At 26.2% G+C, this 24,408-nt stretch carries 20 protein-coding genes; 3 read left to right on the top strand and 17 right to left on the bottom strand.

The features are described from left to right. Positions 1 to 96: 96 nt before the first annotated feature. The 8 genes from arcC to H8891_RS01560 form a co-directional block, all read right to left on the bottom strand. Positions 97 to 1,029: a carbamate kinase gene (arcC, locus tag H8891_RS01595; RefSeq protein WP_207723525.1), complete on the bottom strand. Its 933-nt coding sequence runs from the start codon at positions 1,027 to 1,029 to the stop codon at positions 97 to 99. 3 nt (positions 1,030 to 1,032) lie between these two features. Next, positions 1,033 to 2,025, bottom strand: a complete 993-nt coding sequence (gene argF, locus H8891_RS01590; protein ID WP_187004909.1) for an ornithine carbamoyltransferase — start codon at positions 2,023 to 2,025, stop codon at positions 1,033 to 1,035. A 23-nt stretch (positions 2,026 to 2,048) separates the two neighbouring features. Further along, a complete protein-coding gene (gene arcA, locus H8891_RS01585) occupies positions 2,049 to 3,281 on the bottom strand; it encodes an arginine deiminase (protein ID WP_187004908.1) in 1,233 nt (410 codons plus the stop codon). A gap of 194 nt (positions 3,282 to 3,475) precedes the next feature. Beyond that, the gene (locus H8891_RS01580) at positions 3,476 to 3,664 is read right to left on the bottom strand and encodes a hypothetical protein (protein WP_147545762.1); all 189 of its coding nucleotides are present in this window, start codon (positions 3,662 to 3,664) and stop codon (positions 3,476 to 3,478) included. A 96-nt stretch (positions 3,665 to 3,760) separates the two neighbouring features. After that, positions 3,761 to 5,137, bottom strand: a complete 1,377-nt coding sequence (locus tag H8891_RS01575) for an aldehyde dehydrogenase family protein (protein ID WP_187004907.1) — start codon at positions 5,135 to 5,137, stop codon at positions 3,761 to 3,763. A gap of 120 nt (positions 5,138 to 5,257) precedes the next feature. Continuing rightward, positions 5,258 to 6,640 carry a tryptophanase gene (locus H8891_RS01570; protein WP_187004906.1) on the bottom strand — a complete coding sequence of 461 codons (1,383 nt, stop codon included), beginning with the start codon at positions 6,638 to 6,640 and terminating at the stop codon, positions 5,258 to 5,260. Positions 6,641 to 6,828: 188 nt separating this feature from the next. Beyond that, positions 6,829 to 8,388, bottom strand: coding sequence for an oligosaccharide flippase family protein (locus tag H8891_RS01565; RefSeq protein WP_243207741.1), 1,560 nt, complete (start codon positions 8,386 to 8,388; stop codon positions 6,829 to 6,831). Between the two features lie 73 nt (positions 8,389 to 8,461). Continuing rightward, positions 8,462 to 10,030 (bottom strand): ClC family H(+)/Cl(-) exchange transporter, encoded by a 1,569-nt coding sequence (locus H8891_RS01560; protein ID WP_187004905.1) that lies wholly within the window; start codon positions 10,028 to 10,030, stop codon positions 8,462 to 8,464. 186 nt (positions 10,031 to 10,216) lie between these two features. On the opposite strand from H8891_RS01560, the gene H8891_RS01555 reads away from it, so the two are divergent. Beyond that, complete coding sequence (locus tag H8891_RS01555; protein ID WP_187004904.1) at positions 10,217 to 10,765, top strand: metal-dependent hydrolase; 549 nt, start codon at positions 10,217 to 10,219, stop codon at positions 10,763 to 10,765. Between the two features lie 26 nt (positions 10,766 to 10,791). On the opposite strand, the gene H8891_RS01550 is transcribed toward H8891_RS01555, so the two are convergent. The 3 genes from H8891_RS01550 to H8891_RS01540 all read right to left on the bottom strand — a co-directional run bounded on the left by H8891_RS01550 (position 10,792) and on the right by H8891_RS01540 (position 13,903). Then, complete coding sequence (locus tag H8891_RS01550; protein WP_195366024.1) at positions 10,792 to 12,339, bottom strand: PAS domain-containing sensor histidine kinase; 1,548 nt, start codon at positions 12,337 to 12,339, stop codon at positions 10,792 to 10,794. After that, positions 12,320 to 12,661: a hypothetical protein gene (locus H8891_RS01545; protein WP_187004902.1), complete on the bottom strand. Its 342-nt coding sequence runs from the start codon at positions 12,659 to 12,661 to the stop codon at positions 12,320 to 12,322. The genes H8891_RS01550 and H8891_RS01545 overlap by 20 nt, the downstream gene beginning before the upstream one ends. A gap of 96 nt (positions 12,662 to 12,757) precedes the next feature. After that, on the bottom strand, positions 12,758 to 13,903 hold the full coding sequence (locus tag H8891_RS01540; protein ID WP_207723211.1) for a sensor histidine kinase: 1,146 nt from the start codon (positions 13,901 to 13,903) through the stop codon (positions 12,758 to 12,760). A 315-nt stretch (positions 13,904 to 14,218) separates the two neighbouring features. Here H8891_RS01540 and aspD point away from each other — a divergent pair, with 315 nt between their 5' ends. After that, on the top strand, positions 14,219 to 15,850 hold the full coding sequence (gene aspD / locus H8891_RS01535; RefSeq protein ID WP_187004901.1) for an aspartate 4-decarboxylase: 1,632 nt from the start codon (positions 14,219 to 14,221) through the stop codon (positions 15,848 to 15,850). A gap of 63 nt (positions 15,851 to 15,913) precedes the next feature. Here aspD and H8891_RS01530 read toward each other — a convergent pair whose 3' ends face one another. The 4 genes from H8891_RS01530 to H8891_RS01515 all read right to left on the bottom strand — a co-directional run bounded on the left by H8891_RS01530 (position 15,914) and on the right by H8891_RS01515 (position 21,190). Further along, positions 15,914 to 16,741, bottom strand: a complete 828-nt coding sequence (locus tag H8891_RS01530) for a hypothetical protein (protein WP_187004900.1) — start codon at positions 16,739 to 16,741, stop codon at positions 15,914 to 15,916. A gap of 177 nt (positions 16,742 to 16,918) precedes the next feature. Next, entirely contained in the window at positions 16,919 to 18,460 is a 1,542-nt protein-coding gene (gene yjeM, locus H8891_RS01525; protein ID WP_147545785.1) for a glutamate/gamma-aminobutyrate family transporter YjeM, read from the bottom strand. A gap of 306 nt (positions 18,461 to 18,766) precedes the next feature. Next, complete coding sequence (gene purB, locus H8891_RS01520; protein ID WP_187004899.1) at positions 18,767 to 20,209, bottom strand: adenylosuccinate lyase; 1,443 nt, start codon at positions 20,207 to 20,209, stop codon at positions 18,767 to 18,769. Positions 20,210 to 20,281: 72 nt separating this feature from the next. Further along, positions 20,282 to 21,190, bottom strand: a complete 909-nt coding sequence (locus H8891_RS01515; protein ID WP_147545791.1) for a tyrosine-type recombinase/integrase — start codon at positions 21,188 to 21,190, stop codon at positions 20,282 to 20,284. Between the two features lie 134 nt (positions 21,191 to 21,324). On the opposite strand from H8891_RS01515, the gene H8891_RS01510 reads away from it, so the two are divergent. Further along, positions 21,325 to 22,137 carry an undecaprenyl-diphosphate phosphatase gene (locus tag H8891_RS01510; protein ID WP_147545794.1) on the top strand — a complete coding sequence of 271 codons (813 nt, stop codon included), beginning with the start codon at positions 21,325 to 21,327 and terminating at the stop codon, positions 22,135 to 22,137. A gap of 30 nt (positions 22,138 to 22,167) precedes the next feature. Here H8891_RS01510 and H8891_RS01505 read toward each other — a convergent pair whose 3' ends face one another. Together H8891_RS01505 and H8891_RS01500 are read right to left on the bottom strand one after the other, a co-directional pair. Beyond that, positions 22,168 to 23,949, bottom strand: coding sequence for a DEAD/DEAH box helicase (locus H8891_RS01505; protein WP_187004898.1), 1,782 nt, complete (start codon positions 23,947 to 23,949; stop codon positions 22,168 to 22,170). Between the two features lie 157 nt (positions 23,950 to 24,106). Then, complete coding sequence (locus tag H8891_RS01500) at positions 24,107 to 24,388, bottom strand: hypothetical protein (protein ID WP_147545800.1); 282 nt, start codon at positions 24,386 to 24,388, stop codon at positions 24,107 to 24,109. Between the last annotated feature and the right edge of the window lie 20 nt (positions 24,389 to 24,408).

Below are 24,408 nucleotides of genomic sequence, written 5' to 3'. Positions count from 1 at the left end.
TTAAAAATCAAACTTTTACAGTTAAAAAATCGTTAATTTTGTTAAAAAACAACAATAAAAGCGAGTAAATTGTTAATTTACTCGCTTTTTATCTATTTATCTATTGATTATTCTTGTTCCTGTACATCCGCTCAATGCTTCTTTTGCCTTTTCTAAGGAAGTTATTATAGCTTTAGCATTTTTATTATTTTCTACAAATTCTATACAAGCTTCAATTTTTGGAAGCATAGATCCTTTTGCAAAGTATCCTTCTTTTATATATTCCTTTGCTAAATCTATATCCATAGTATCTATAGCCTTTTGATTTTCTTTGTTGTAGTTTATATATACCTTCTCAACAGCTGTTAATATTAAAAGCGTATCCGCCCCTAAATCTGTTGCTAGTTTACAACTCGATTTATCTTTATCAATTACAGCATCTACTCCTATATAAGAATTTTCTTCTTTTATTACAGGTATACCTCCTCCACCTACAGCTATAACTATACATTCTTTTGATAGTTTTTTTATTACATCAACTTCTAAAATTTCCTGTGGTTTAGGAGAAGGTACTACTCTTCTATAGCCTCTATTACTATCCTCTATAAATTTATATCCTTTTTCATCGCTTATTTTTTTAGCTTCTTCTTTACTATAAAACATACCTACTGGCTTTGTTGGATTAAAAAAAGCTTCATCCTTTTTATCAACAATAACTTGTGTTATTAAACTTACAATATCCATTTTAATACTTCTTTTATTTAACTCTTCCTTTATAGATTGTTGAAGATGATACCCAATATAACCTTGACTCATAGCTCCACATTCAGCAAAAGGAAAATTAGGCGTATTCCCTCCATTATTCGAAGAAAAATCCATAGCGAAATTTATAACGCCTACTTGAGGTCCATTTCCATGACTTATAATTACTTTATATCCTTCTTCAACTAAATCCACAATTATTTTAGAAGTATTTTTCACTAATTCTAGTTGTTCTTTAGGATCTTTTCCTAAAGCATTTCCTCCAAGTGCTATAACTAAATTTTTCATAATCTAAACTCCAAGTGTAGCTAATATCAAAGCTTTTATAGTATGCATTCTATTTTCTGCCTCATCAAATACAACAGAATTTTCAGATTCAAATACTTCATTTGTTACTTCCATTTCCGATATGCCAAATTTTTCATATATTTCTTTTCCAACTTTTGTATTTAAATCATGAAATGCTGGTAGGCAGTGCATAAATATAGCATTTTCTTTAGCATTTTCCATGACTTCTACATTAACTTGATATCTTTTAAGCTTATTAATTCTTTCTTTCCATACTTCATCTGGCTCTCCCATAGACACCCAAACATCAGTATATATTACATCAGCATTTTTACTTCCTAAATATATATCATCTGTTAAAGTTATAATAGATCCACTTTCTTTTCCTATTTCCCTACATTTATCTACTAATTCTTTTGAAGGGAATAAATCTTTCGGAGCACAAGCAGTAAAGTTTAATCCCATTTTTGCACAACCTATCATCAATGTGTTAGCCACATTATTTCTTGCATCTCCCATATATACAAAATTTACTCCCCTTAGCTTACCTATTTTTTCTTCTATAGTTAATAAATCAGCTAATACTTGTGTAGGATGAAATTCATCTGTTAATCCATTCCAAACAGGAACCTTTGAAAATTCACTAAGTTCATTCACTATTTCTTGAGAAAACCCTCTATATTCGATACCATCATAAAGTTTTCCAAGTACTCTGGCTGTATCTTTTATTGATTCTTTTTTCCCCATTTGAGATCCACTAGGACCTATATAAGTTACCCCTATTCCCAAATCCATAGCAGCTACTTCAAAAGCACATCTAGTTCTAGTTGAATCTTTTTCAAATAATATTGCTATATTTTTCCCTTCTAATTCTTTATGCGGTTTTCCCATTTTTTTAGCAGTTTTATAAAGTTTGGCCAAATCTAATAAATATCTTATTTCCTCTTCTGTATAATCCAATAAAGTTAAAAGTGATCTTCCATTTAGATTAGTCATTTTAATACCCCCTAAATTTATGTCTATTCTTCTCTGATTAATGGCATCGACATACATCTTGGACCTCCTCGCCCCCTTGATAACTCTGTTGATGATATTTTGTGAACTTTAATCCCATGTTCTTGCAATAACTTATTAGTTATATAATTTCTTGAATAAACTACAACCTCACCTGGTTTAATGCATAAAGTATTTGATCCATCATTCCATTGTTCTCTTTTAGAAATTATTTCATCTCCTCCACCGCAAGGTATAAGAGTTACTTTTTCTAAATTTAAATAATTTTCAAGTACTTTATCAAGTTCCATACTAATTTTTTTAATATTTAAAGTCATATTGTCATTCTTTTTTATTTCATATATATTAAGTGGTCCTTGTATTTGAGGATGTACTGTAAATTTATCATAATCAACTTGAGTAAATACTGTATCTAAGTGCATAAATGCTCTACATTTTGGTATATCAAAGGCTAAAATTGTATTTACTTCACAATCTGAGCTTGAATAAAATAATTCTTTAGCTATTTTTTCAATAGCCTCAGGCGTAGTTCTTTGAGATATTCCTATTGCAACCACTTCATTATTTAAGTTTAAAATATCTCCGCCTTCTATTGAAAATTCAAAACTTCTATCGTACCACTTTTTTATATTTTTAAAATCTTTATGGTATTTGAATATATATTCTGAGTATATAGTTTCTCGATTTCTTGTTTTTGAATACATTTTATTCATACTTATCCCATTTGAAATACTCGAAAATGGATCTCTGGTAAAATATAGGTTTGGCATTGGATCTGTTAAAAATGGATAATCATATTCTATATGATTTCTAAGACTTAAACCTTTTATTTCATTTTTTCTTATACCTGCCATAGTTTTTCTTATTAAAACTTCATTATCATCTATATCTTTTAAATACATATAAACTAAACTTTTTATCTTTTCATCTTTTATGTCTGCTTCTTTTATAAATTGATTTATAAAAATATCTTTTAAATTGTTATCATTTAAAACATCTTTCATTAATTCATGTAAGTAAACTACTTCTACTCCATTAGATCTTAATATATCTGCAAATTCATCATGTTCTTTTTGCATAACTTCTAGATATGGAATGTCGTCAAATAATAGGAGCTCTAAAGTTTCTGGTGTCAAATTCTCAACTTCTTCTCCAGGCCTATGAAGTAATACCTTTTTAAGTGTGTTTATCTCGCTTTTTACATTAATGTTGTCTTTGTTAAATAAATTGCTTTTCATGTGAAATTTCACCCCTCTTATATAAAAAGCCCTTACTCTATTTTACTAATGAAAACAATTGAATGTGATATGTTTTATGTTATCCTATACGATCAATCTATACAAATTATGTATTTTTTTTGTTTTTTCATATAATTTATGATATAAAAATAAAAAACCTTAGTATAAACTAAGGTTTTTTCATTAATAAAAATTTATTTAAACATATCATTTATATCATTTGGCTTATCAGGTCCAGCTCCAGCTTTATAGTAAGTAGTTTTATTTCCATACTTATCAATTTCAACTATCTTTTCTCTATCTGTATTAGTATTTTCACTTTCCATATAAAACATTTCTTTAAAAAATCCTTTTACTCCACTCAAAAATGAATTATTTTTCAAAATAAGCACCTCCAACTAAAATTTTTAATTTAACTTATTAATCATTTTTAGTTTTCTCTTATTTGAAAAACAAATACAGTAAATTTTTTCATAAATCTATTTCATAACTTTTTTTATTAATTTTAATTTATCTTTGTATGGTGGAAATATTAATTTTATATCTATTTTGCTATTTCTTTTTACTATTCCTTTTTCATAAGTAAAAGTTTTAAAACTATCATATCCGTGATATCTTCCCATTCCAGAAGTTTTAACTCCACCAAAAGGTAAATTTGTAGATGCAACATGAGTTATAGTATCATTTATACAACCTCCACCAAAAGTAAAGTTTCTCATAATGTATTCACTAAAATCTTTATCTTCACTAAATACATATAAAGCTAGCGGAGTTTTATAAAGATTTAAATAAAACTTAATATCATCTAAATCACTATATTTTATTATTGGCATTAATGGTCCAAAAATCTCATCTTCCATAATAGCATCATTATAGTTAACATCCGCTATTATAGTTGGTGAAATATATCTTTTTTCAAGGTCTATATCTCCACCAAATACTATTTTTTCATGATCTTTATCTATTATATTTTTTAATCTATTCATATGGCGATCATTTACTATACGTCCAAATTCTTTATTTTCTTTTATATTTTCTCCATAAAAATCAATTATAGTATCCTTTAATTTCTCTATAAATTTATCGTAAATTTCTTCATGAACTAATAAATAATCTGGAGCTACACAAGTTTGCCCTGCATTTGTAAATTTCCCCCAAACTATACGTTTTGCACTTACATCTAATTTTGCAGTTTTATCTACTATAGTTGGAGATTTCCCACCTAATTCTAAGGTTATTGGAGTTAGGTGTTTACTCGCTTTTTCCATTACAATCTCACCAACATTTACACTACCTGTAAAAAATATATAATCAAAACTTAAATCTAATAACTTACTATTTACATTATAATCCCCAATTACAATATCTACATATTTAGCTTGAAAACACTCTTTTATAATCTTAACTAATATCATCTCTACACTTGGAGTAAATTCTGAAGGTTTAATGACAGCTGTGTTTCCTCCTGCTATAGCTCCTATTAATGGTTCTATAGTTAATTGAAATGGATAATTATAAGGTCCTATTATTAAAACACTACCATAAGGACAATTATATATATAAGATTTGCCTGGTATCTGAGCTATATCATTTCTAACTCTTTTGACTTTATTCCATTTTTTTATATTTTTTAAAGCATGATTTATAGATCTATATATAAATCCAACTTCTGTTGTGTAACTTTCAAATTCAGATTTTCCTAAGTCTTTATAAAGTGCATCTATTATATCTTTTTCATACTTTTTTATTGTTAATTTTAAATCTTTTAAAGATTCTATTCTATAATCTACACTTATAGTTCCAACTGAATTTAAATACCTTTTTTGAGTTTCCAATATATCTATATAAGTTTTCACGTTATCATCTCCAATTAAGTTTTATAAGTTCATTATATATTATTTTTATTACTTATATAGATTTTTACCCTAAAATTAATAAAAGCAAGCATAGTATAAATTATGCTTGCTTAGAATTTTTTATTTTATAGGTTTAAGCTTTGATGTAAAGTGTCTTAAAACTTTAGGTTGCCAAGTTATTTCATATCCATTTATTTCACTAGCTCTTTCTTTTATAGAGATTAAAGCATCTACTATAACATCTAAGTGAGCTTGTGTATATACCCTTCTTGGGACTGCAAGTCTCGTAAGTTCAAGTTCTGATTGACGTTGCTTACCTGTAACTGGATCATTGTCTAGCATATATGAACCTATATCACAAGATCTTATTCCCGCTTCTTTGTATAGCTCAATAGCTAACGCTTGTGCTGGGAATTGGTAATATGGTATATGTGGTAATAATTTTTTAGCATCTATAAATATTGCATGGCCTCCAACTGGAGATTGATAAGCTATTCCTGCTTCATCTAATCTATTTGCAATGTATTCCATTTGTCCTATACGATATCTTAAATAATCGTAATCTATTCCTTCATATAAGCCAACAGCTAAAGCTTCTAGGTCACGCCCTGCTAAACCTCCATAAGATACAAATCCTTCAAAAGATATTGTACGAGCTTTTATATTATCATATAATTCTTCATCATCTTTAATTCCTATAAGTCCTCCCATATTTACTATGGCATCTTTTTTAGAACTCATAGTCATCATATCTCCGTAACTAAACATTTCTCTAACTATTTCTTTTATAGTTTTATCTTCATAACCAACTTCACGAGTTTTTATAAAGTAAGCATTTTCTGCATATCTAGCAGCATCTATAAGTACAGGTATATTATACTTTTTAGCAACTTCATATGTTTCTCTCATATTTTTCATAGATACAGGTTGCCCACCAGCAGTGTTGTTAGTAACAGTCATTATTATTACTCCAACATTTTCTGGTCCAAATTCCTTTATAAGAGCTTCCATTCTAGCTACATCCATATTTCCTTTAAATGGAGCATATTTTACAGTATCTAGCGCTTCTTCTACTACACAGTCTACGGCTTTTGCTCCTGTAAGTTCAACATGTGCTCTAGTTGTATCAAAGTGCATATTTGAAATTGCATATTTCCCAGTTTCAGCAAATAAAGGAATTAAAACCTTTTCCGCTGCTCTACCTTGATGCACTGGTTGTATGTATTTATATCCAAAAATATCTTTAGCTGCATCTACTAATTTAAAGTAGCTACTAGCCCCTGAATATGACTCATCTCCTAGCATAACTGCTGCCCATTGTTTTGAACTCATGGCACCAGTTCCACTATCAGTTAATAAGTCTATGTACACATCATCTGCTTTTAATGAAAATAAGTTATAATTTGCATTTGCTATCTTTACTTCTCTTTCTTCTTTTGTTGTCATCTTGATTGGTTCTACCATTTTGATTTTAAATGGTTCTGCTATGTATTTTCTACTCATAATAAAGACCCCCATGCTTTTAATAGTTTAACTTTATTTATGATGTATTTAAAATGTCATTGATATGATGTTGATTTGTCTTTCTAACTTTAATCTTATCAAATAAACTCTCTTGTATCAATACATATATAAAAAATATGAAAGCTTAATTTTTTATGCTAAATTAAACTTTCATATTTTTATTTAAATTATAAGTATCGATCACTATATAGTTTTATACTATTTACATTTATATCTCTTATCAATCTAAAGCTATCTATTACCCAATTAAAATCTTTAATTCTTATACACTTAGTTAAAATTAACATTATAAAATATATAAACATAGAAATAATTATTTTATTTACAAGGTTACCACTTAAATATGTAGATAAAATCACAGCTAAACTTACACATATAATAGGTTTTAAAACCCAGCTAAACAACTTAAATTCTAATTTAGTTGATTTTAAAACATTAATCATATTAAGTACAAAGTTTAAAATATTACTAGTAAATATAACTATTATAAAGCCTTCAATTCCCCTTGTAGGTATTATAAAATATATTATAAGTATCCTAATTATCATATCAACTAAATTAATTTTTAAAAGTGTTACCTGTTTATTTAAAGAATTTAATATTCCATCCATAATACGTTCTAAATACATTATAGGAATTACAGGTGCTAAAATTTTTATTATTGTACCTATCTCATTGTTATTATATATAATCCATCCAATTTCATCAGAAAATGCTATGAATACTCCTGATGCAAATATAGATATTATAAAAGTTATTCTAAATACGTTTGAAATAATAAAATTAACCATTTTATTTCGATTAAGGGAATATGCTTCTGATATTTCAGGTATTATTAAAGTTGCAAAAGAGCTTAAAAATACTGCTGGAAAATTAATTATAGGTAAAGCCATTCCTTTTATCATGCCAAATATAGATAAAGATGTTGCTACAGAAGTACCTGACATTCTAAGGGCATTTGGTATTAATATATCCTCTATAGTTCTAAGTCCACTTTGTATATATGAACTTGATGCTATAGGAAGTGCAATCTTAGTGATATCAATAATTCTACATTCATCATAATTACCATAGGTTACTGTTCTATTTAAGGTTCTTGTTTTAAATGTACACAATATATATGCGTATATACAAGATATTATTTGCCCTAAAGCCATACCAACACAAATTAAAGCACATATTTTTTCTATATTAGTATCTAAAAATATATTTATCGATGCAACTACAATAGACATCATTATTAATTGTTCTATTATTTCTGTTGAAACTGACTTTATTACTTCCCTAGCTCCATAAAAATAACCACTCAAACAAGAAGATATTCCTATAAATGGTAGACTATAGGATAGTATTTTTAAAGATGTAATAGATCTTTCATCTTTTAGTAATACTATACCTATATATTCAGACCCATAAAAAAGTACCAAAGATGTAATTAAACTAAAAAACAAACTGTATATACATCCTTTATTTACTATTGACCTTATAGAATTTTTATTTCCCCTTCCTACTTGTTCTGCTACAAGTCTGGTAATTGCTATTCTAATTCCTGCACTTGAAAATGTAATTGCCATAATATATACAGACATTATAAGTTGATACAATCCCATTCCTTCAGCACCTATTTTTTTGGATAAATACACCCTAAAATACATAGAGACAAATCCAAAAATAATTGTAGAAAAAGTCATTATTATAGCATTTATTATAAGTTTTTTTCTTCTCATCTAATCACCCATCATATACTAAATTTGTACCTTATACATTTTTAATATATATGTGATTTTTAGAGATAAAATTCTATAATAATTTTATATTAGATGTTAAGCTCGTTACATAATCTAATGCACAAGCTGCATTTTCTTCATTTGCCATTATAGTTAAATAATCTCCACCTATTAATGTTGTGTTTCCTCTTGGTATTATTTCTTTTCCACCTCTTGTAATAGAAACTATTAAACAGTTTTCTGGCCAAGTTATATCTTTTATTTGTTTATGATCTATTTCACATCCTAATTGAACTACAACTTCCATAAGGCTCTTTCTAACTTGACTTGGTGTAAATTTATGAGAATCTTTTTCTATCCATCTATGAAGAAGACTTTCATATATAGGTTCAGATTTAAGTAAATCTGATGTTATATACGAAACTACACACACTATAGCTAAAGCAAGAAGATGATCAAAACTCCCTGTCATTTCACAAATTAATATAATTCCTGTTATAGGTGCTTTTACAATAGATGCAAAATGTCCTGCCATAGCAAGTATTATAAAGTTTAATATATACATGCTTGGAATATCAAAAACATTTGTTGCCACTATTCCAAATATATTACCTATTAATGAACCTAAAACTAATAATGGAAAAAATATACCTCCTGGAACTCCAGACCCAAAACAAACAAATGTAAATATAAATTTAACAAATAAAAATAATAATAGCATCTTTAATGTTATTGAATCATTCCCTAAAGACATTATAAGTTCATGTCCTCCCCCTAATAATATAGGTGCTGTCAATCCTATAAATCCAGTTATTAAAAATGGGATTATGACTTTTATTTCTGTGCTTAATTTAGATTTTTTAAACATTGATTGAGTTTTTAAAATACCACTATTAAATATAACACCACTTATTCCTACTGCTATTCCTAATATTATTAAAAGCCAATAATATTTTAAATCCATTGGCTTAACCCCAACGAAACTAAGAGACTTTCCAATTCCTAAAATATTTTTAGTAACAAAGTCTGACATTAATGCAGATGACATTACAGATAGTAAAACTAATGGCGAAAAGTTTTTATGAACTTCTTCTAATGCAAACATCACTCCAGATATAGGTGCATTAAACGCTGCAGCTAAACCAGCACTTGCTCCACTAGTTATTAAATACTTTTCTTCTACGCTAACTCTTTTAAAAATCTTGGCAAAACCTTCTCCAATACTAGCTCCCATTTGCACAGATGGGCCCTCTCTGCCAAGAGATAAACCTGCTCCTAAAGCTATAAGTCCACCTACGAATTTATTGATCAAAATTCCAAACCAGTTTCCTTTTAGCTTTTGCATCAATATACCTTCAACTTGTGGTATACCACTTCCACCTATCATAGGTTCTTTTTTAAGCATTAAAGCAACTAAATAACCACTTATTATTAAAACTCCAAACACTAAACCTGTACTTAGTATATTACCTTTACTATAACTATAAAACGCAATAAAAATAGCCGATAGTTTCTTTAACAGTATTCTATGAAGTACTATAGTTAATCCAACTAAAGCTCCTATTATTGCACTTTCTAGTATAAGTTTAAATTTTAAGTTTTTAGTATGCCTTAATAAATTACAAGTTCTTTCTTTATCCATCTAAAGACCTCCTTTTTTAGTCATATATATTATACTACTAAATCTAACTTTTTTAAATTGTATACAATATGTAAAATTCTTTATTTTTTATTTTTTATAAAAATATTTTAACTTTGTTCGATTCCATATTTATTTTTTTTAATATATAATAAAATTTAATAACCAATTATTAGAAAGGGTATTTTAATGACAAAAGAAACACATTCATCTGGAGGGTATCTATTTATAGCATTAACATTTTTCAAATTTAATAGTATGTATTTAAATGGTTATAGTATTTTATATAAATTAATACTTTTTGCAATTTGTTTTCAATCTGCTAATCTAGGATCATTACTTCCTGATTTAGATACTAGAAAGTCATACATAAGTAAAAAATGGCCTTATCTATCAAAATTTATATCAAAAAGATGTAAACATAGAGGCTTCACTCACAGTCTTTTATTTTTATTAATTTTGTTAGAGTTTCTAAAACTAATAATTTCAATAGGCGAAAATAATATTATATTGATTTGTATTTCTTATGGAATCCTAATAGGATATATTTCCCATATAATATTAGATGCTTTTACTTATGAAGGAGTAGATTTATTTTTTCCTTTAGGTTTTAATTTAAAACTTTCAAGACTTAAAACTAGCTCAAAAGGTGAAAGACATGTTTATAAAATTATAAAATTTATCTCAGTAAATCTAATACTTTACAATCTGTACATGTTGTTAGAATTAAAAATATAGCCCTTACTAAAGTAAGGGCTATATTTTTAATATATATCAGAAAACTCAATTTGAATTTTTTTATTCATATCTATAGATTCATTTATAATAGAATTTATGTTTTCATCTTGAATTATTGTTTTATTAGGTATTCTAACTTTAAATTCAGTTCCTACTCCAACTTTACTACGTACAATTATTGTTCCTTCATGTAATGCTACTAAAGATTTGACTATTGATAGGCCTATTCCACTACCTTCACTTATTTTTGTTAATCTATTATCTACTTGCTTAAATTTTTCAAATACATCATTTATTTTATCATTCGGTATACCTATGCCAGTATCTATAACACTTATATCAATATAATCATTATTACATTTTATTTTCACATCGATTTTTCCAGTATCTTTATTATATTTTATGGCGTTAGATAATAAATTTAGTATTATACGCTCCATTTTATCACTATCAAAAGATATTATTTTTTCTTCTTCATCTGTATCAAATATAAGTTCTATATGTTGTAATTTGCTAAACTCAACAACTGAATCACAAATATTTTCAACAAAATTTACTATATCTCGATTTTCTGGGTTATAATCTAAGCATCCTGAATCAATTCGTGTTGAATCAATTAAGTTATTTACTAACTTTAAAAGTCTCATTCCATTTTGCTCTATTATATTCAAATATCTCATCAATACACTTATATCTCCAGATTTTATTTTAGTTATACTTTGATCAATTAATTGTACTGATGAAAATATTAAATTTAATGGAGTTCTAAACTCATGAGTCAAATTTGAGAAAAAATCCAACCTAAGTTTTTCTAGTTCTCTTTCTGTAGCTTTTTTCTCAGTTAAATCGATTACAATTCCAATAATACCTATAACTTCTTTTTTATAATCCCATAAAGGCACTTTTGTAACTTCTATAAATTTATCACCTTTACTTCTTTCCATATAATCTTCAGTTAATGTAGTTACCTTATATTTTATAACTTTGTTGTCAGACTGTCTATATATATCTACTTTTTCTTCATCTATGTTTAAATCATAATCTTTTTTACCGATAATTTTATGTCTATCTAATTCTAGTAACTCACCAAAAGCTTCATTACAATATAAATATACACCTTGAATATCTTTATAAAATATTGGTATTTGCAAATTATCAACGATTATCTCTAACATTTTATTTCTATTTTCTATACCTATAGCAGTTTTTGAATTTACATAGTCATAAACTTTAAATCCATAAGTTCCTATAATATTTTTATCTTCGTCAATCATAGGATGTATAAACATGCTAACCCATTCATTATCTTCAAAAATAACCTTTTCAATACTACTTCTCATTTTATTTAGCACAAGCTTTTCATATTCCTCAATGTATTTAAATTCATTATTAACATTGATTTGAGAATCTTTTTTTCCTATTATTTCAGACTTACATATGCCAGTCATTTCTTCAAAGTTTTTATTAACTTTTATATATCTACCATTTATGTCTTTTATCCATATCATAGCTTTTAAATTATTTTGTATAGCTAAATTATAGTTGCTATTTAGATTATAAATTTGAAACCACATATAAAAAAACGCTTTCATTAACTATATTTAAGGTTATTTTATATGTGTCTTTTAAGTTACATACATACTGATACTTTGTAAACTTACCGTCTTTTTCTTTAGAAAATAAATTTAATTCTTCTTTTGACATCCCTAAAACACTAGTTAAGTCTTTATTTATTATTTCATATTCATTTTCAATATTTAGCTTTTTAAATAATAAATCATTTCCCCCTTTAATTATATAATCTGTACTTTTAGATTCTATGTCCCCTGTATATTTACCCCATATATAAGGTATAGGACAGATGTCTAAAATTTCTTTGCACTTATGAATCTCCAAATTCATCTCCCCTTATTATCTATACCGATTTATTTATTATAATTATAACAAATAAATACAAAAATCTCGATTATAATTTATAATCGAGATTAATATTTATGCGTAAATATCCGAAAATTCTACTTTTATTTTTTCTATATAAGAATTTTGTAGATTTTTTTCTGCGATAATACATTCAGAATCTATTACTGTTTTATTTGGGATTTGTATTTTAAATATTGTTCCCTTATCTATTTCACTATCCACTTCTATATTACCACCATGCATATCAACTAAACTTTTAACTAAATATAATCCAATTCCACTGCCTTCTCCTCTTCTAATTATATTGTTATCTACCTGTTTAAATCTATCAAATATTGAACTTAACTTATGAGGAGGTATTCCTATTCCATCATCTGATATTTCTATTTCTATCATATCTTCTATTTCTCTTGTGTATATTTTTATAGATCCATTATCTTTACTAAATTTAATTGCATTTGATAATATATTTAATATAATACGCTCCATTTTATCAAGATCAAATGAAATAATTTTTTCTTCAATATCTGTATCAAATATAATTTCTATATTTTTGTATTTTGCAAAATCTACGATAGATTGACAAATACCTTCTACAAAGTTAATGATATCATAATTTTGAGGATTGTAATCGAAATACCCTGATGTTATCTTATTAGAATCTATTATATTATTTACTAACTTGAGTAACCTATATGTATTTTGAGTTGCCATATTTAAATATTTTGATATAGACTCCTCTTCTTTTATTCCGCTACTTTCTACTTTTAAATCTAGTACTTGTAATGAACTAAATATTAAATTTAATGGTGTTCTTAACTCATGGGACAGATTAGCAAAAAATTCAGACCTTATTTTATTTGAATTTTCAAATTCTAGTTCTTTTTTTATATCTATTAACCATATAACATACTTATTACCTTCTATGTTTTTAGATACAAATTCATAGTTTTGTTTAAAGTTTTTTATATGTGCTCGTGTATTTTTTTGCTCAAATATTGATTCTAAAATTTCATTACTATTATCTAATATAAACACTTCATTTAATTCTTTTCCTATAATATCATTTTTTTCTATGTCAAATAATACTTCGAATGTATCACTTATTTTTTCTATCTTGAACGAATAACAACTATTTGAACTTTTTTTTAATTCACCAAATATATATGGAATCGGAGATGATTTCAATATATATTTTTCAAAATAATTGGATTTCATAATAACCCCCACCTCTAAAACAAAATAAAAAATAATTATATTAAAATTTCTATTTATTTACAACTTTTTCCTTTTATATTTCCTTATTTTTTTTAGACATTTTATTTAAAATATATAATTTTAAAGTTTTATGTTATTTTTATGTTATTTAATAAAGTTTTAATATATTTAAACTTTATTAAATTTTCTATATATTTCATATATCCTTTTATTTTTATTATTTTTTATTATAATATAAATATATATTAATTACGTAAACTTTTAATATTTTGTTGTTTTATATATTAATTACAAATAACATAGGAGTGTGTGTATATGCGTAGATATAACTTTAAAGAAATTAATGATATGTATGGAAAGATTAGTCCCTTTGAATTCAAAGATAAATTAATCAAATTGGCAAAGTTTAGAGCCATGGAAAGTGGTAGAAGAGTACTAGATGCTGGTCGTGGTAATCCGAATTGGACAGCTGCAACACCTCGTGAAGCATTTTTTACATTTGGTCAATTTGCAGTTAGTGAAACTCGTGAAACGTGGAATGAAAACGATTTAGCAGGTATGCCTAGAAAAGAAGGTATAGCTACACGTTTTTATAAGTATATTTATGACAATTTAAATATGCCAGGAGCTAAATTAGCTAAAGATATAGTAGATTATGGAATAGAAAAATTTGATTTTGATCCAGACTCTTGGGTGTATGAATTAGCTGATGGTATAATAGGTGATAATTATCCATCTCCTGATAGAATCCTTACTCATATAGAAAAAATAGTTGCTAAATATTTAATAAAAGAGATGAAATATGATACTAAAAAAGGTGGCCCTTTAAGTATATTTGCTGTAGAAGGTGCAACAGCTGCTATGTGCTATATATTTGATTCTTTAATGGCTAATGAGTTACTAAGAAAAGGTGATAAAATAGCTATTATGACACCTATATTTACACCTTACTTAGAAATACCACATTTGCCAAGATATGATTTCGATGTTATCCATATAAATGCTGATGAAGTTGATGAAAATAACCATCATACTTGGCAATACTCAAAAAAAGAATTAGAAAAACTTAGTGATAAATCCATAAAAGCATTATTTTTAGTTAATCCTAACAATCCTGCATCTATAGCTATAGATGAAAATAGTAGTAATAATTTAGTTGATGTTGTAAAAAATACTCACCCTGATTTAATGATAATATCAGATGATGTTTATGGTACATTTGTTAATGGATTTAAATCTATAATGGCAAGTCTACCTTATAATACAATAGGTGCTTATTCTTATTCTAAGTATTTTGGTGTGACTGGATGGCGTTTAGGTACTTTAGCGCTTCATCATGACAACGTGTTTGATAAACTTATAAATGAATTGCCTGCTGATTTAAAAACATCAGTAAACAAACGTTATAGTGATATGAGTTTAAATCCAGATAAAATATCATTTATGGATAGAATAGTAGCTGATAGTAGACTTGTAGCTCTTAACCATACTGCTGGTTTATCTACTCCTCAACAAGTTCAAATGGCATTTTTCTCTGCATTTGCATTAATAGATGATAAAGACTCTTATAAAAAGGTTAATATGTCTATATGTAAACGTAGACAAAAACTACTTTATGACGCTTTAGATGTAGATGTGAAGAAAGATATACATGATGCTTCTTATTATGTAATATTTGATATAATGAAATGGGCTACTAATAATTATGGTGAAGATTTTGCAGACTTTATAAAAACTAATTATAAACCAGCTGATATGTTATTTAAACTAGCAAACAACTATTCAATTGTATTGTTAAGTGGTCAAGGATTTTATGGTCCAGAATGGTCTGTAAGAATATCTCTAGCTAATTTAGACGATAATTCTTATACATTTATAGGTAACTCTATAAAAGAAGTGTTAAGTTATTATGTATATACATGGAAAAGAACAAAAATAAATAGTTAAAATTATAAATATAAAGTAAAAAGGCTTCTATTTAAATAGAAGCCTTTTTACTTTATATTATATCTATCTTCTTAAACTATACTTTATTTCATATCTTCCAATTTTACAATTTCCTAATTTTAATCTAGATACTATTTCTGATTTGTCTTTTTCAAAAAATTTTGCACAGTCTTCTATAGACTTAAATACTTCAATAACCTCATTTTTTTTATCAATTAGCTCAATTCTTTTTTTACCACCACGTCTAATTATTTTTCCATAAATTTTAAAATAATCATCATATTCATAATCCATAGATTCAAATTTATAATACATATGTATTGGTTCTATTTTATTACTTGATAATATTTCTTCTCTTTTGTCTTCTGACATATCACTATTCCATAACTCATTATGTAAAAAATTAAACACTTCAACTATATTCATATTTCCTATCTTTTTAGGTGATACATCTACTTTAAGCTTCTTATTCAAAAACTTTATAGCTTCTCCAAAATAATCAGTGTAGCCATATTGTAAATTTTCTTTTATATATTCTATAGGTATTCCTAGTTTTTTACTACACTCTTTATATGTTTCAAATATAGTTTCTTCATTTGTATAAACATCTATTGCTTTTATCCTTTTTTCTCTTTGAATTTTAACTAGCTTTATGTAATCTTCTTCTTCTTTTGTAAGAATTTGTTGTTTTATATAATTTTGATTTTCTGATATTTCTTCTTTTATATGTTCTTTTTTGATTTCAGATTTAGAAGTGATTTCTTGATTTATATTTTGATTATCTTTTTTTATATTATCTTCTTTTTCTTTAATGTTTATAACTTCGACTTCTTCTTTTTGTGTTTTATTTTCCTTATTAATTTTTATAAAATTTAATAACTTCTTTAACAAAATTGTTCCTCCTATATCTTTTGTCTAATTCTCTAATTAGCTTTTAATACTATTATAGTATACTAAAAAATTGTATATTTATATATATAAATATACTTATTTGTCAAAATAAGTATATTTTTATATATAAATACACCTACCAAATTGGTAGGTGCAAAATTTATAGCTTAACTAATACTAGCTCGCTTTTTTATTATTATTGTCTTTCTTTACATGTTTCTTTTCATATACAGTATATAATATAAATCCTATTATAGCAAATCCTAATGGTCCACCTATCATAGTTAAAGACTTACCTATACCTGCTGGAGATGATAATGTTGGTTCTATTACAGTAAATACGTTAGCGAATCCAACTAATATACCTATTATTACAGCAAAAGTTAATGCCATTCCAAAACTCTTGTATACTACGAATGGTTTTTCAACTTTACCTTCTAATTGTTTCTTCTTAAATGCAGGGAATGCACTTGATAAGAACATATATGGTATTGTCATCGCAACATTCGTCATAAGAACTAATATTTTAAAGAACTCTTCCGCATTACTACCACCAAATGATACTGCAAATATCATAACTATAACTATTATAGCTTGAACTATCATAGCATTTATTGGCATACCATTTTTTATTTCTCCTAATTTACCAGGCCATATTTGCTTTGGTGCACCTTCTATAAGAGTTTTTAATGGAGAATAAGTTAATGTGAAGAATGCTCCTGATAATGCTAAGAACATTGATAAACCAACGAATCTAGCAATCCAAGCACCTATTACTAATGAAGTAGCTTCACTTGCTCCAAATGCAACACCTAATTGATATCCTAAATTTTGCATTAATACATAAGCAACGTTAGCCATATTTACATCACTTGATGATAATATATCACTCCAGTTAGTAAACATACCACAAGCAAATATACCTATAGCGTATCCTACAGATATTACTATAGCTGCTAAAGTAAGTCCTTTAGGGAAAGTCTTTTCAGCATTTTCAGTTTGGTCAACTAATCCACCTAAAACTTCTAATCCTCCAAATGCAAATATTGCAAATGTTAAGAATGATAATATAGTTACTGGAGTTTGATATCCTGGGTTTGGAGAATTTGTAAATGCTTTAGCTACATTGTGTATAGGCTCTGCAAATTCACCTTTATTCATAGCTAAAACTGCAACCCCTCCTATTAATAAAACTAAGTTTAATGCTGCAACTGCAGTACCACCTACAGAAGTTACTTTAGTTATCTTTTCTATACCTTTAGTAGATACATAAGTAACTAATATTATCCATAATATTCCAAGTATCCCTAATGTTTTAACTGAACTTAATCCAAATAAAGACCAAGTAGCAGTAGCATCATATCCAAATATCGCATTTGAAAATGGTATCCATAAACTTGAAGCAACATTTACCATCCATACAATATAAGATGCATACCACATGAATGTTCCTATGAATGCATATTTAGGACCTACAGATTTTTCCATCCAAGAATACATACCACCTGATTCTTTTTTGAATGCAGCTCCGTATTCAGCCATCATGAATGCATATGGTATGAAAAATAAAATTGCACTTAATATATACCAAGGTATAGCTGCATATCCCATTAAGAAAAAGGCTCTTGGCATATTCGCGAACCCAAATACTGATGTAAATATCATAAGTACTAAGGGAACTAATGTTAGTTTTTTAGCATTGTTAGTGTTTCCAGCCATTTGTTTTCCTCCTGATTAAATTTTGTTAATGCTTTTTACTTCAAAGGTTAGCTAATCTTTCTTTTTTAACCAGTTTAACCTTTTCCACTTTACATATAATATCATAATTCTACATTTTTTCCAATACATTTTAAACTTTATTAAATTTTTAGATTTTATAAATAATTTCAAAAAATATCTTAATAAATATAGTGATATCATTTATTATTACCTTAATGATATTAAATATTTATATTAAAGTTTTTGTTATTTTTTAACTAAATTTCTTATTTTATGTATAAAAAATAGAGGTTATAACCTCTATTTTTATACATTTAAATCAATTTTCATTCCAATTGAATCTTTATATTCATTTATAGCTGGATTAACTATTTCTTCAACAAATTCAACTACTTGAATAGGAGCTCTTCCTACGAAGTTTTTAGGATCCATTATAGATAATATTTCTTCTTTACTCATCTTGAATGTATCACAATCTTCAAGTATTAAATCTAGTAAATTATTATCTTTTCCTTCTTGCTTAACTCTCTTAGCAGCTTCCATAGAGTACTCTCTTATTACCTCATGTAATTCTTGTCTATCTCCACCCCTTTTTACAGCTTCCATAAGTATTGTTTCTGTTGCCATAAAAGGTAATTCTTCATTTATGTGTTTATTTATTATGTTTTCATAAACAACAAGGCCATCTGTAACGTTTATACCTATTTCAAGTATGGCATCAACTGCCATGAATGCTTGAGGTATAGCTAATCTTTTATTTGCAGAGTCATCTAAACTTCTTTCTAACCATTGAGTAGCTTGTACAAGTGCTGGACTTAAAGATTCTGCTATAACATATTTAGATAGTGAAGCTATTCTTTCACTTCTCATAGGATTTCTTTTATAAGCCATTGCAGATGATCCTATTTGATTTTTCCCAAATGGTTCTTCTAATTCTTTTAAACTTTGTAATAATCTTATATCATTAGTCATTTTATGCATACTTTGAGCTATACCAGATAATATTGATATAACTTGATAATCTAATTTTCTAGTGTATGTTTGTCCACTAACTGCATAAGATGCTTTATATCCCATTTTTTCACAAACTAACTTATCTAATTTTTTTACTTTTTCATTATCATTTTCAAATAGGCTTAAGAAACTTGCTTGTGTACCTGTTGTACCTTTAACACCTCTAAGTTTCATATTATCTATTCTAAAGTTTAAATCTTCTAAATCTATAACTAAATCTTGTGCCCAAAGACAAGCTCTTTTTCCTACTGTTGTAAGTTGGGCAGCTTGAAAATGAGTAAACCCTAAAGTTGGTATATCTTTATTTTTAAGTGCAAATTCTTTTAAGTTGTTTATTAAGTTAACTAATTTTATTCTTATAAGCTTTAATGCTTCATTCATTTGAATTACATCTGTATTATCTCCTACATAAGCACTAGTAGCTCCTAAGTGTATAATTCCTTTTGCACTGTCACATTGTAAGCCATAAGCTTTAACATGACTCATTACATCATGTCTTACTTCTTTTTCTATTTTTTTAGCTTCTTCAAAATTTATATTATCTATATTAGCTTTTAATTCATTTATTTGCTCGTCTGTTATGTTAAGTCCTAATTCTTTTTCTGATTCTGCTAAAGCAACCCATAATCTTCTCCAAGTTGAAAATTTAAATTGTGGAGAAAATATATAACTCATATCTTTACTGCAATATCTATCTATTAATGGATTTGCATATGTACTATATTTACTTTCCATATTAACTAGCACCTTCCTTACACCTTTATTTATTATAAATTTATTATATATAATTTAACGAACAATAACAAGTTATTTTTTATTTATGTTCATTTTATCACTACTCATAATATAATCTATACTTTCACTATCTACAAAGTTTAATACATATTTATACCTAATTGCATAATATTTATCACTCCATCCTAACTGATTTTTAATATCTTCTTCTCCTGCTCCCAGCCTTAAACTTATCGCAGCAAATGAATGTCTAAAATCTTTAGCTGAGTAATTGCTAAGTCCAGCTATATCTAAAGCTTTCTTTACTATTATCCTTACATTTCTATCAGTTATAGAATTACTTTTTTGACTTATAAATACAAAATCATCAGTTGGCATTATAGCTTCAGGTAATCCTAAATAATTTCTATAATCTTCTATCATAGAAAAACAATATGGATGAAGTTTAACAACTCTTTCTTTCTTATTCTTTCCAAGTCTTACATATCCATTATCTTTTTCATCTAACATTAAATCTTTCCATTTTAAATTTACAAGTTCATTTAATAAACACCCTGTAGTTATTAAAAATACCATAATTAATCTATCTCTCATATTTAATCTTGGTAGAGCATCTATAAGTTTGTTTATCTCTTGAATACTAAGCACATCATCTTTAGTTTTTATTCTACTTACTTGTGGTTTTTTTACTAGTTTAAAAGGATTACTTTCTATATATTCTTCCTTTTTCATAAAATTATAAAAGCTATGTAAATAGCTATAAATTTTTTCTGATGTTGATTTTGCATAGTTATCTCTCACAAATTCCATAAATCTATCACAGTTTTCTTTTGTTATGCCTGTTAAATCCTTATTTTTATTAAACTCTTTAAATAATATAACTTTACTTAAATAATCATGCCTAGTGGCTGGATTATGTTTTTTAGAGAAATCTTTAAAAATTTCAAATTCATATTCATTTAATAAAGTTTTTTCTTTCATTTTTACCCCCTATTTTAAAATTTCTTAAATTTCTTAATTATTACTAAATACGATCCTAATATATTGAATATATTCATTAATATTGATATACTTTATTTTACGGGTAAAATATATTTAATTAGGAGGTATTAAAATTGCTAGAAATTTTTAGAGCCATTATACTTGGTATAGTTCAAGGTATAACGGAATGGCTACCTGTAAGTAGTACAGGACATCTAATTTTAGTTGAACAATTCGTAAAATTTGATTTTTCAAAAGTTTTTGTAAGTACTTTTATGGTTGTAATACAACTTGGTTCAATACTTGCAGTATTAACACTATATTTTAAAAAATTAAATCCTTTAGACAGTTCAAAAACTGAAAAAGAAAAAAAGGATACTATAAACTTATGGATTAAAGTTATTATTGCTGTTATACCATCAGGTATATTAGGTTTATTATTCGATGATCAAATAGATGCTTTATTCTTTAACCCAACTACAGTATCAATAACACTTATAGTCTATGGTGTTATTATGATAGTACTTGAAAATAGAAACAAAAAACCTAAGGTTAATGATTTTTCTCAACTTACATATAAGTTAGCATTTGGCATAGGTATTTTCCAATGTTTAGCTCTTATACCCGGAACATCAAGATCTGGTGCGACTATAATCGGTGCTGTATTGTTAGGAGCATCAAGATATATAGCTGCTGAGTTTTCATTTTTCTTGGCTATACCAACAATGTTTGGAGCAAGTGCTTTAAAACTTTTAAAAACAGGTACTGGTTTTAATGGTTTTGAATGGTCAGTTATAGCAGTAGGTTTTATAACAGCATTTATAGTTTCTGTATTTGCTATTAAATTCTTAATGGATTATATTAAAAAGCATGATTTCAAAGCATTTGGTTATTATAGAATAGTACTTGGTATTATAGTAATAACTTACTTTAGCTTCATAGCTTAATGTAAATAAAAGAAGCACAATGTGCTTCTTTTATTTTTTTGACTCTACTAGTAGCTTTATTATATCACTTGCACTTTCATTAAAAGTCGTTATTATACTTAAATAATCAGTTGCTCTATTTATAGCTAAATAAACTTTATTCAAATCTCCTACAAAATCATTAACTTGGTAATCTTGTGTAATATCGTTTATGCTATGATTATATAACATTTCTAACTCACAAAATATTATAGCTTTATACTCTAAGTTTTTAATTGAGTATATATTAGATATAGTTACTCCTGCTTTTTTAGATATATTAGTTAATTCATCATCTCCATAAACATATGGAATATCATTTTCTTCTAAATCCTTTTTTAGCATATATTGAAAATATATAGTTTTACCGTTTTTTAATCTTTTTTTATTAAAAGGATAAACTACAGCTATATCTGAATAATTTAGCCCTTTTTTATGAGTTAAGTATTCAATTTCCCAAAGAATAGAACTTATCTGCTCTTCTATATCAGAAACTTTTATTATATCAACAGCTTTATTACTTTCTCTTATAGGATTAGATAAGTAATAAATATCATCGTTTACATTAGATCTAATACTTTTTATATATTCATTTGAATTTCTATCAAAGTTATTCACAAATTCAACCAAGTGATTACTTTGTCTATAATTTTTGGTTAAAGTAATTATATTATCAAACTTTATATTACTCCATGAATCTTTAAATATACTTAAATTACTTGATATATTAAGCCCTTTACATTCAAACCCATTGAATATAAATTTTGATTTATATAAAAACTCACGTATAAAATCTAATTGACTACTTTCAAAGCTTTCTATTTCATCTATAAAAATTCCTTTAAACATACTCCTATTTTTTATAGTATTTTTAGCTTGTAATACAAGACTTTTATAAACCTTTTCAGGAGTATTTTTAAGTGTATTATAGTCAAATACCAAATTATATATTTTAGCTAATTTAAATAAAAAAGAAGTAAATGTATGTACCTCAATATTATTGTTATCTTTATATAATATATCCAACCTTTCTTTTATTTCATTTCTAAGTTGTTTAGTATGTGTAAATATTATAAATTTATGATGAGGATAAACTCTAGCTAACTTAATTGCTCTAGATAATAATATAGTTGTTTTACCACATCCAGATGGTCCTTTATATAAAGTATTCCCATATTTTATAGATACTATATCCTCTATCTGATCTCTTTCTAGCATAGTAGCTGTATATCTATAGTCTTCATTTGAAAAAGATATTTTCTTTAATTTCTTGTTTAAATTTAAATTATCATTTATAACGTAATATTCTGGACATACTTGTAGTAAAAATAAGTTGAGTAAAATTTCATCATTGGATTCACTTAAATATTCATCTATGCTCATTTCATAATTCATCATTTTGTAAAGTTTATTTTTATCTATTATATTATTTTCTACAAAATCATTATATTCTTCATTATCGTATATAGTTACGTATGGCATCACAAATACATAGTTATAATTTATGTTATTTCCTATTTTACTCATCTTTTTCCTTAAAAGATCGTATTCCTCTTCCATTATTTCTAAAAGTTCATCTTCTAAGATCATAAATAAATCTTCTGTTGTGTCCATAAACTTTATAAATAAAACACGCTCATCTTTTATATATAAAAGATCTGTATTTATTCCTTTAAAAGGAGTTACCTTTGGCACTACATTTGCTTCCTCTTTCATATTTTGATAAAAAATTTCTTCAAATTCTTTTATCTTTAATGCATCTAGTTCGGAATTTATATTTATGTACTGGCTCAATTTCTCATCCCCCTTATTTTATATAATTATATCATTTTCATTAACTTTTTTCTATATTTGATATATTTAATATATTATTTCCATCATATACTACAATTAATCTATTAATTTTAATATAATATATAAAAAGGGAAACTTTAATAAGTCTCCCTTAAATTTACATTTTATAATTATTTTGTAGCCATATATTCATTTTTCTTCTTATTTCATTTTTCTTTACTTCATTAAAATCAGCATCATTAATATTGTAAGTTTGAACTAATTTTTCAACATTAGGGGGATACTCTAAGAAATTTCCATTTTTATTTTCAAATCCAATGCTCATTATATCGTAACTATTTTCATTTGTGTTTATTACAACTCCATATTCAACAGGCTCATCAATTTTAGTGCTATTTGATATTTTTACATATTGATTTTTAGATAAACTACTAAGCATATTTACTCTCCTTTCATCTT

This window comes from Paeniclostridium hominis (assembly GCF_014306135.1).
GTDB lineage: Bacteria > Bacillota > Clostridia > Peptostreptococcales > Peptostreptococcaceae > Paraclostridium > Paraclostridium hominis.
This window is presented reverse-complemented; position numbering and strand designations above follow the sequence as displayed.

What these genes read in the sequence shown, in the direction of transcription:
- arcC (WP_207723525.1), bottom strand. Translation starts at nt 1,029, where the DNA reads ATGAAAAATTTAGTTATAGCACTTGGAGGAAATGCTTTAGGAAAAGAT.
- argF (WP_187004909.1), bottom strand. Translation starts at nt 2,025, where the DNA reads ATGACTAATCTAAATGGAAGATCACTTTTAACTTTATTGGATTATACA.
- arcA (WP_187004908.1), bottom strand. Translation starts at nt 3,281, where the DNA reads ATGAAAAGCAATTTATTTAACAAAGACAACATTAATGTAAAAAGCGAG.
- H8891_RS01570 (WP_187004906.1), bottom strand. Translation starts at nt 6,640, where the DNA reads ATGAGTAGAAAATACATAGCAGAACCATTTAAAATCAAAATGGTAGAA.
- H8891_RS01565 (WP_243207741.1), bottom strand. Translation starts at nt 8,388, where the DNA reads ATGAGAAGAAAAAAACTTATAATAAATGCTATAATAATGACTTTTTCT.
- H8891_RS01560 (WP_187004905.1), bottom strand. Translation starts at nt 10,030, where the DNA reads ATGGATAAAGAAAGAACTTGTAATTTATTAAGGCATACTAAAAACTTA.
- H8891_RS01555 (WP_187004904.1), top strand. Translation starts at nt 10,217, where the DNA reads ATGACAAAAGAAACACATTCATCTGGAGGGTATCTATTTATAGCATTA.
- H8891_RS01550 (WP_195366024.1), bottom strand. Translation starts at nt 12,339, where the DNA reads ATGTGGTTTCAAATTTATAATCTAAATAGCAACTATAATTTAGCTATA.
- H8891_RS01540 (WP_207723211.1), bottom strand. Translation starts at nt 13,903, where the DNA reads ATGAAATCCAATTATTTTGAAAAATATATATTGAAATCATCTCCGATT.
- aspD (WP_187004901.1), top strand. Translation starts at nt 14,219, where the DNA reads ATGCGTAGATATAACTTTAAAGAAATTAATGATATGTATGGAAAGATT.
- yjeM (WP_147545785.1), bottom strand. Translation starts at nt 18,460, where the DNA reads ATGGCTGGAAACACTAACAATGCTAAAAAACTAACATTAGTTCCCTTA.
- purB (WP_187004899.1), bottom strand. Translation starts at nt 20,209, where the DNA reads ATGGAAAGTAAATATAGTACATATGCAAATCCATTAATAGATAGATAT.
- H8891_RS01515 (WP_147545791.1), bottom strand. Translation starts at nt 21,190, where the DNA reads ATGAAAGAAAAAACTTTATTAAATGAATATGAATTTGAAATTTTTAAA.
- H8891_RS01500 (WP_147545800.1), bottom strand. Translation starts at nt 24,388, where the DNA reads ATGCTTAGTAGTTTATCTAAAAATCAATATGTAAAAATATCAAATAGC.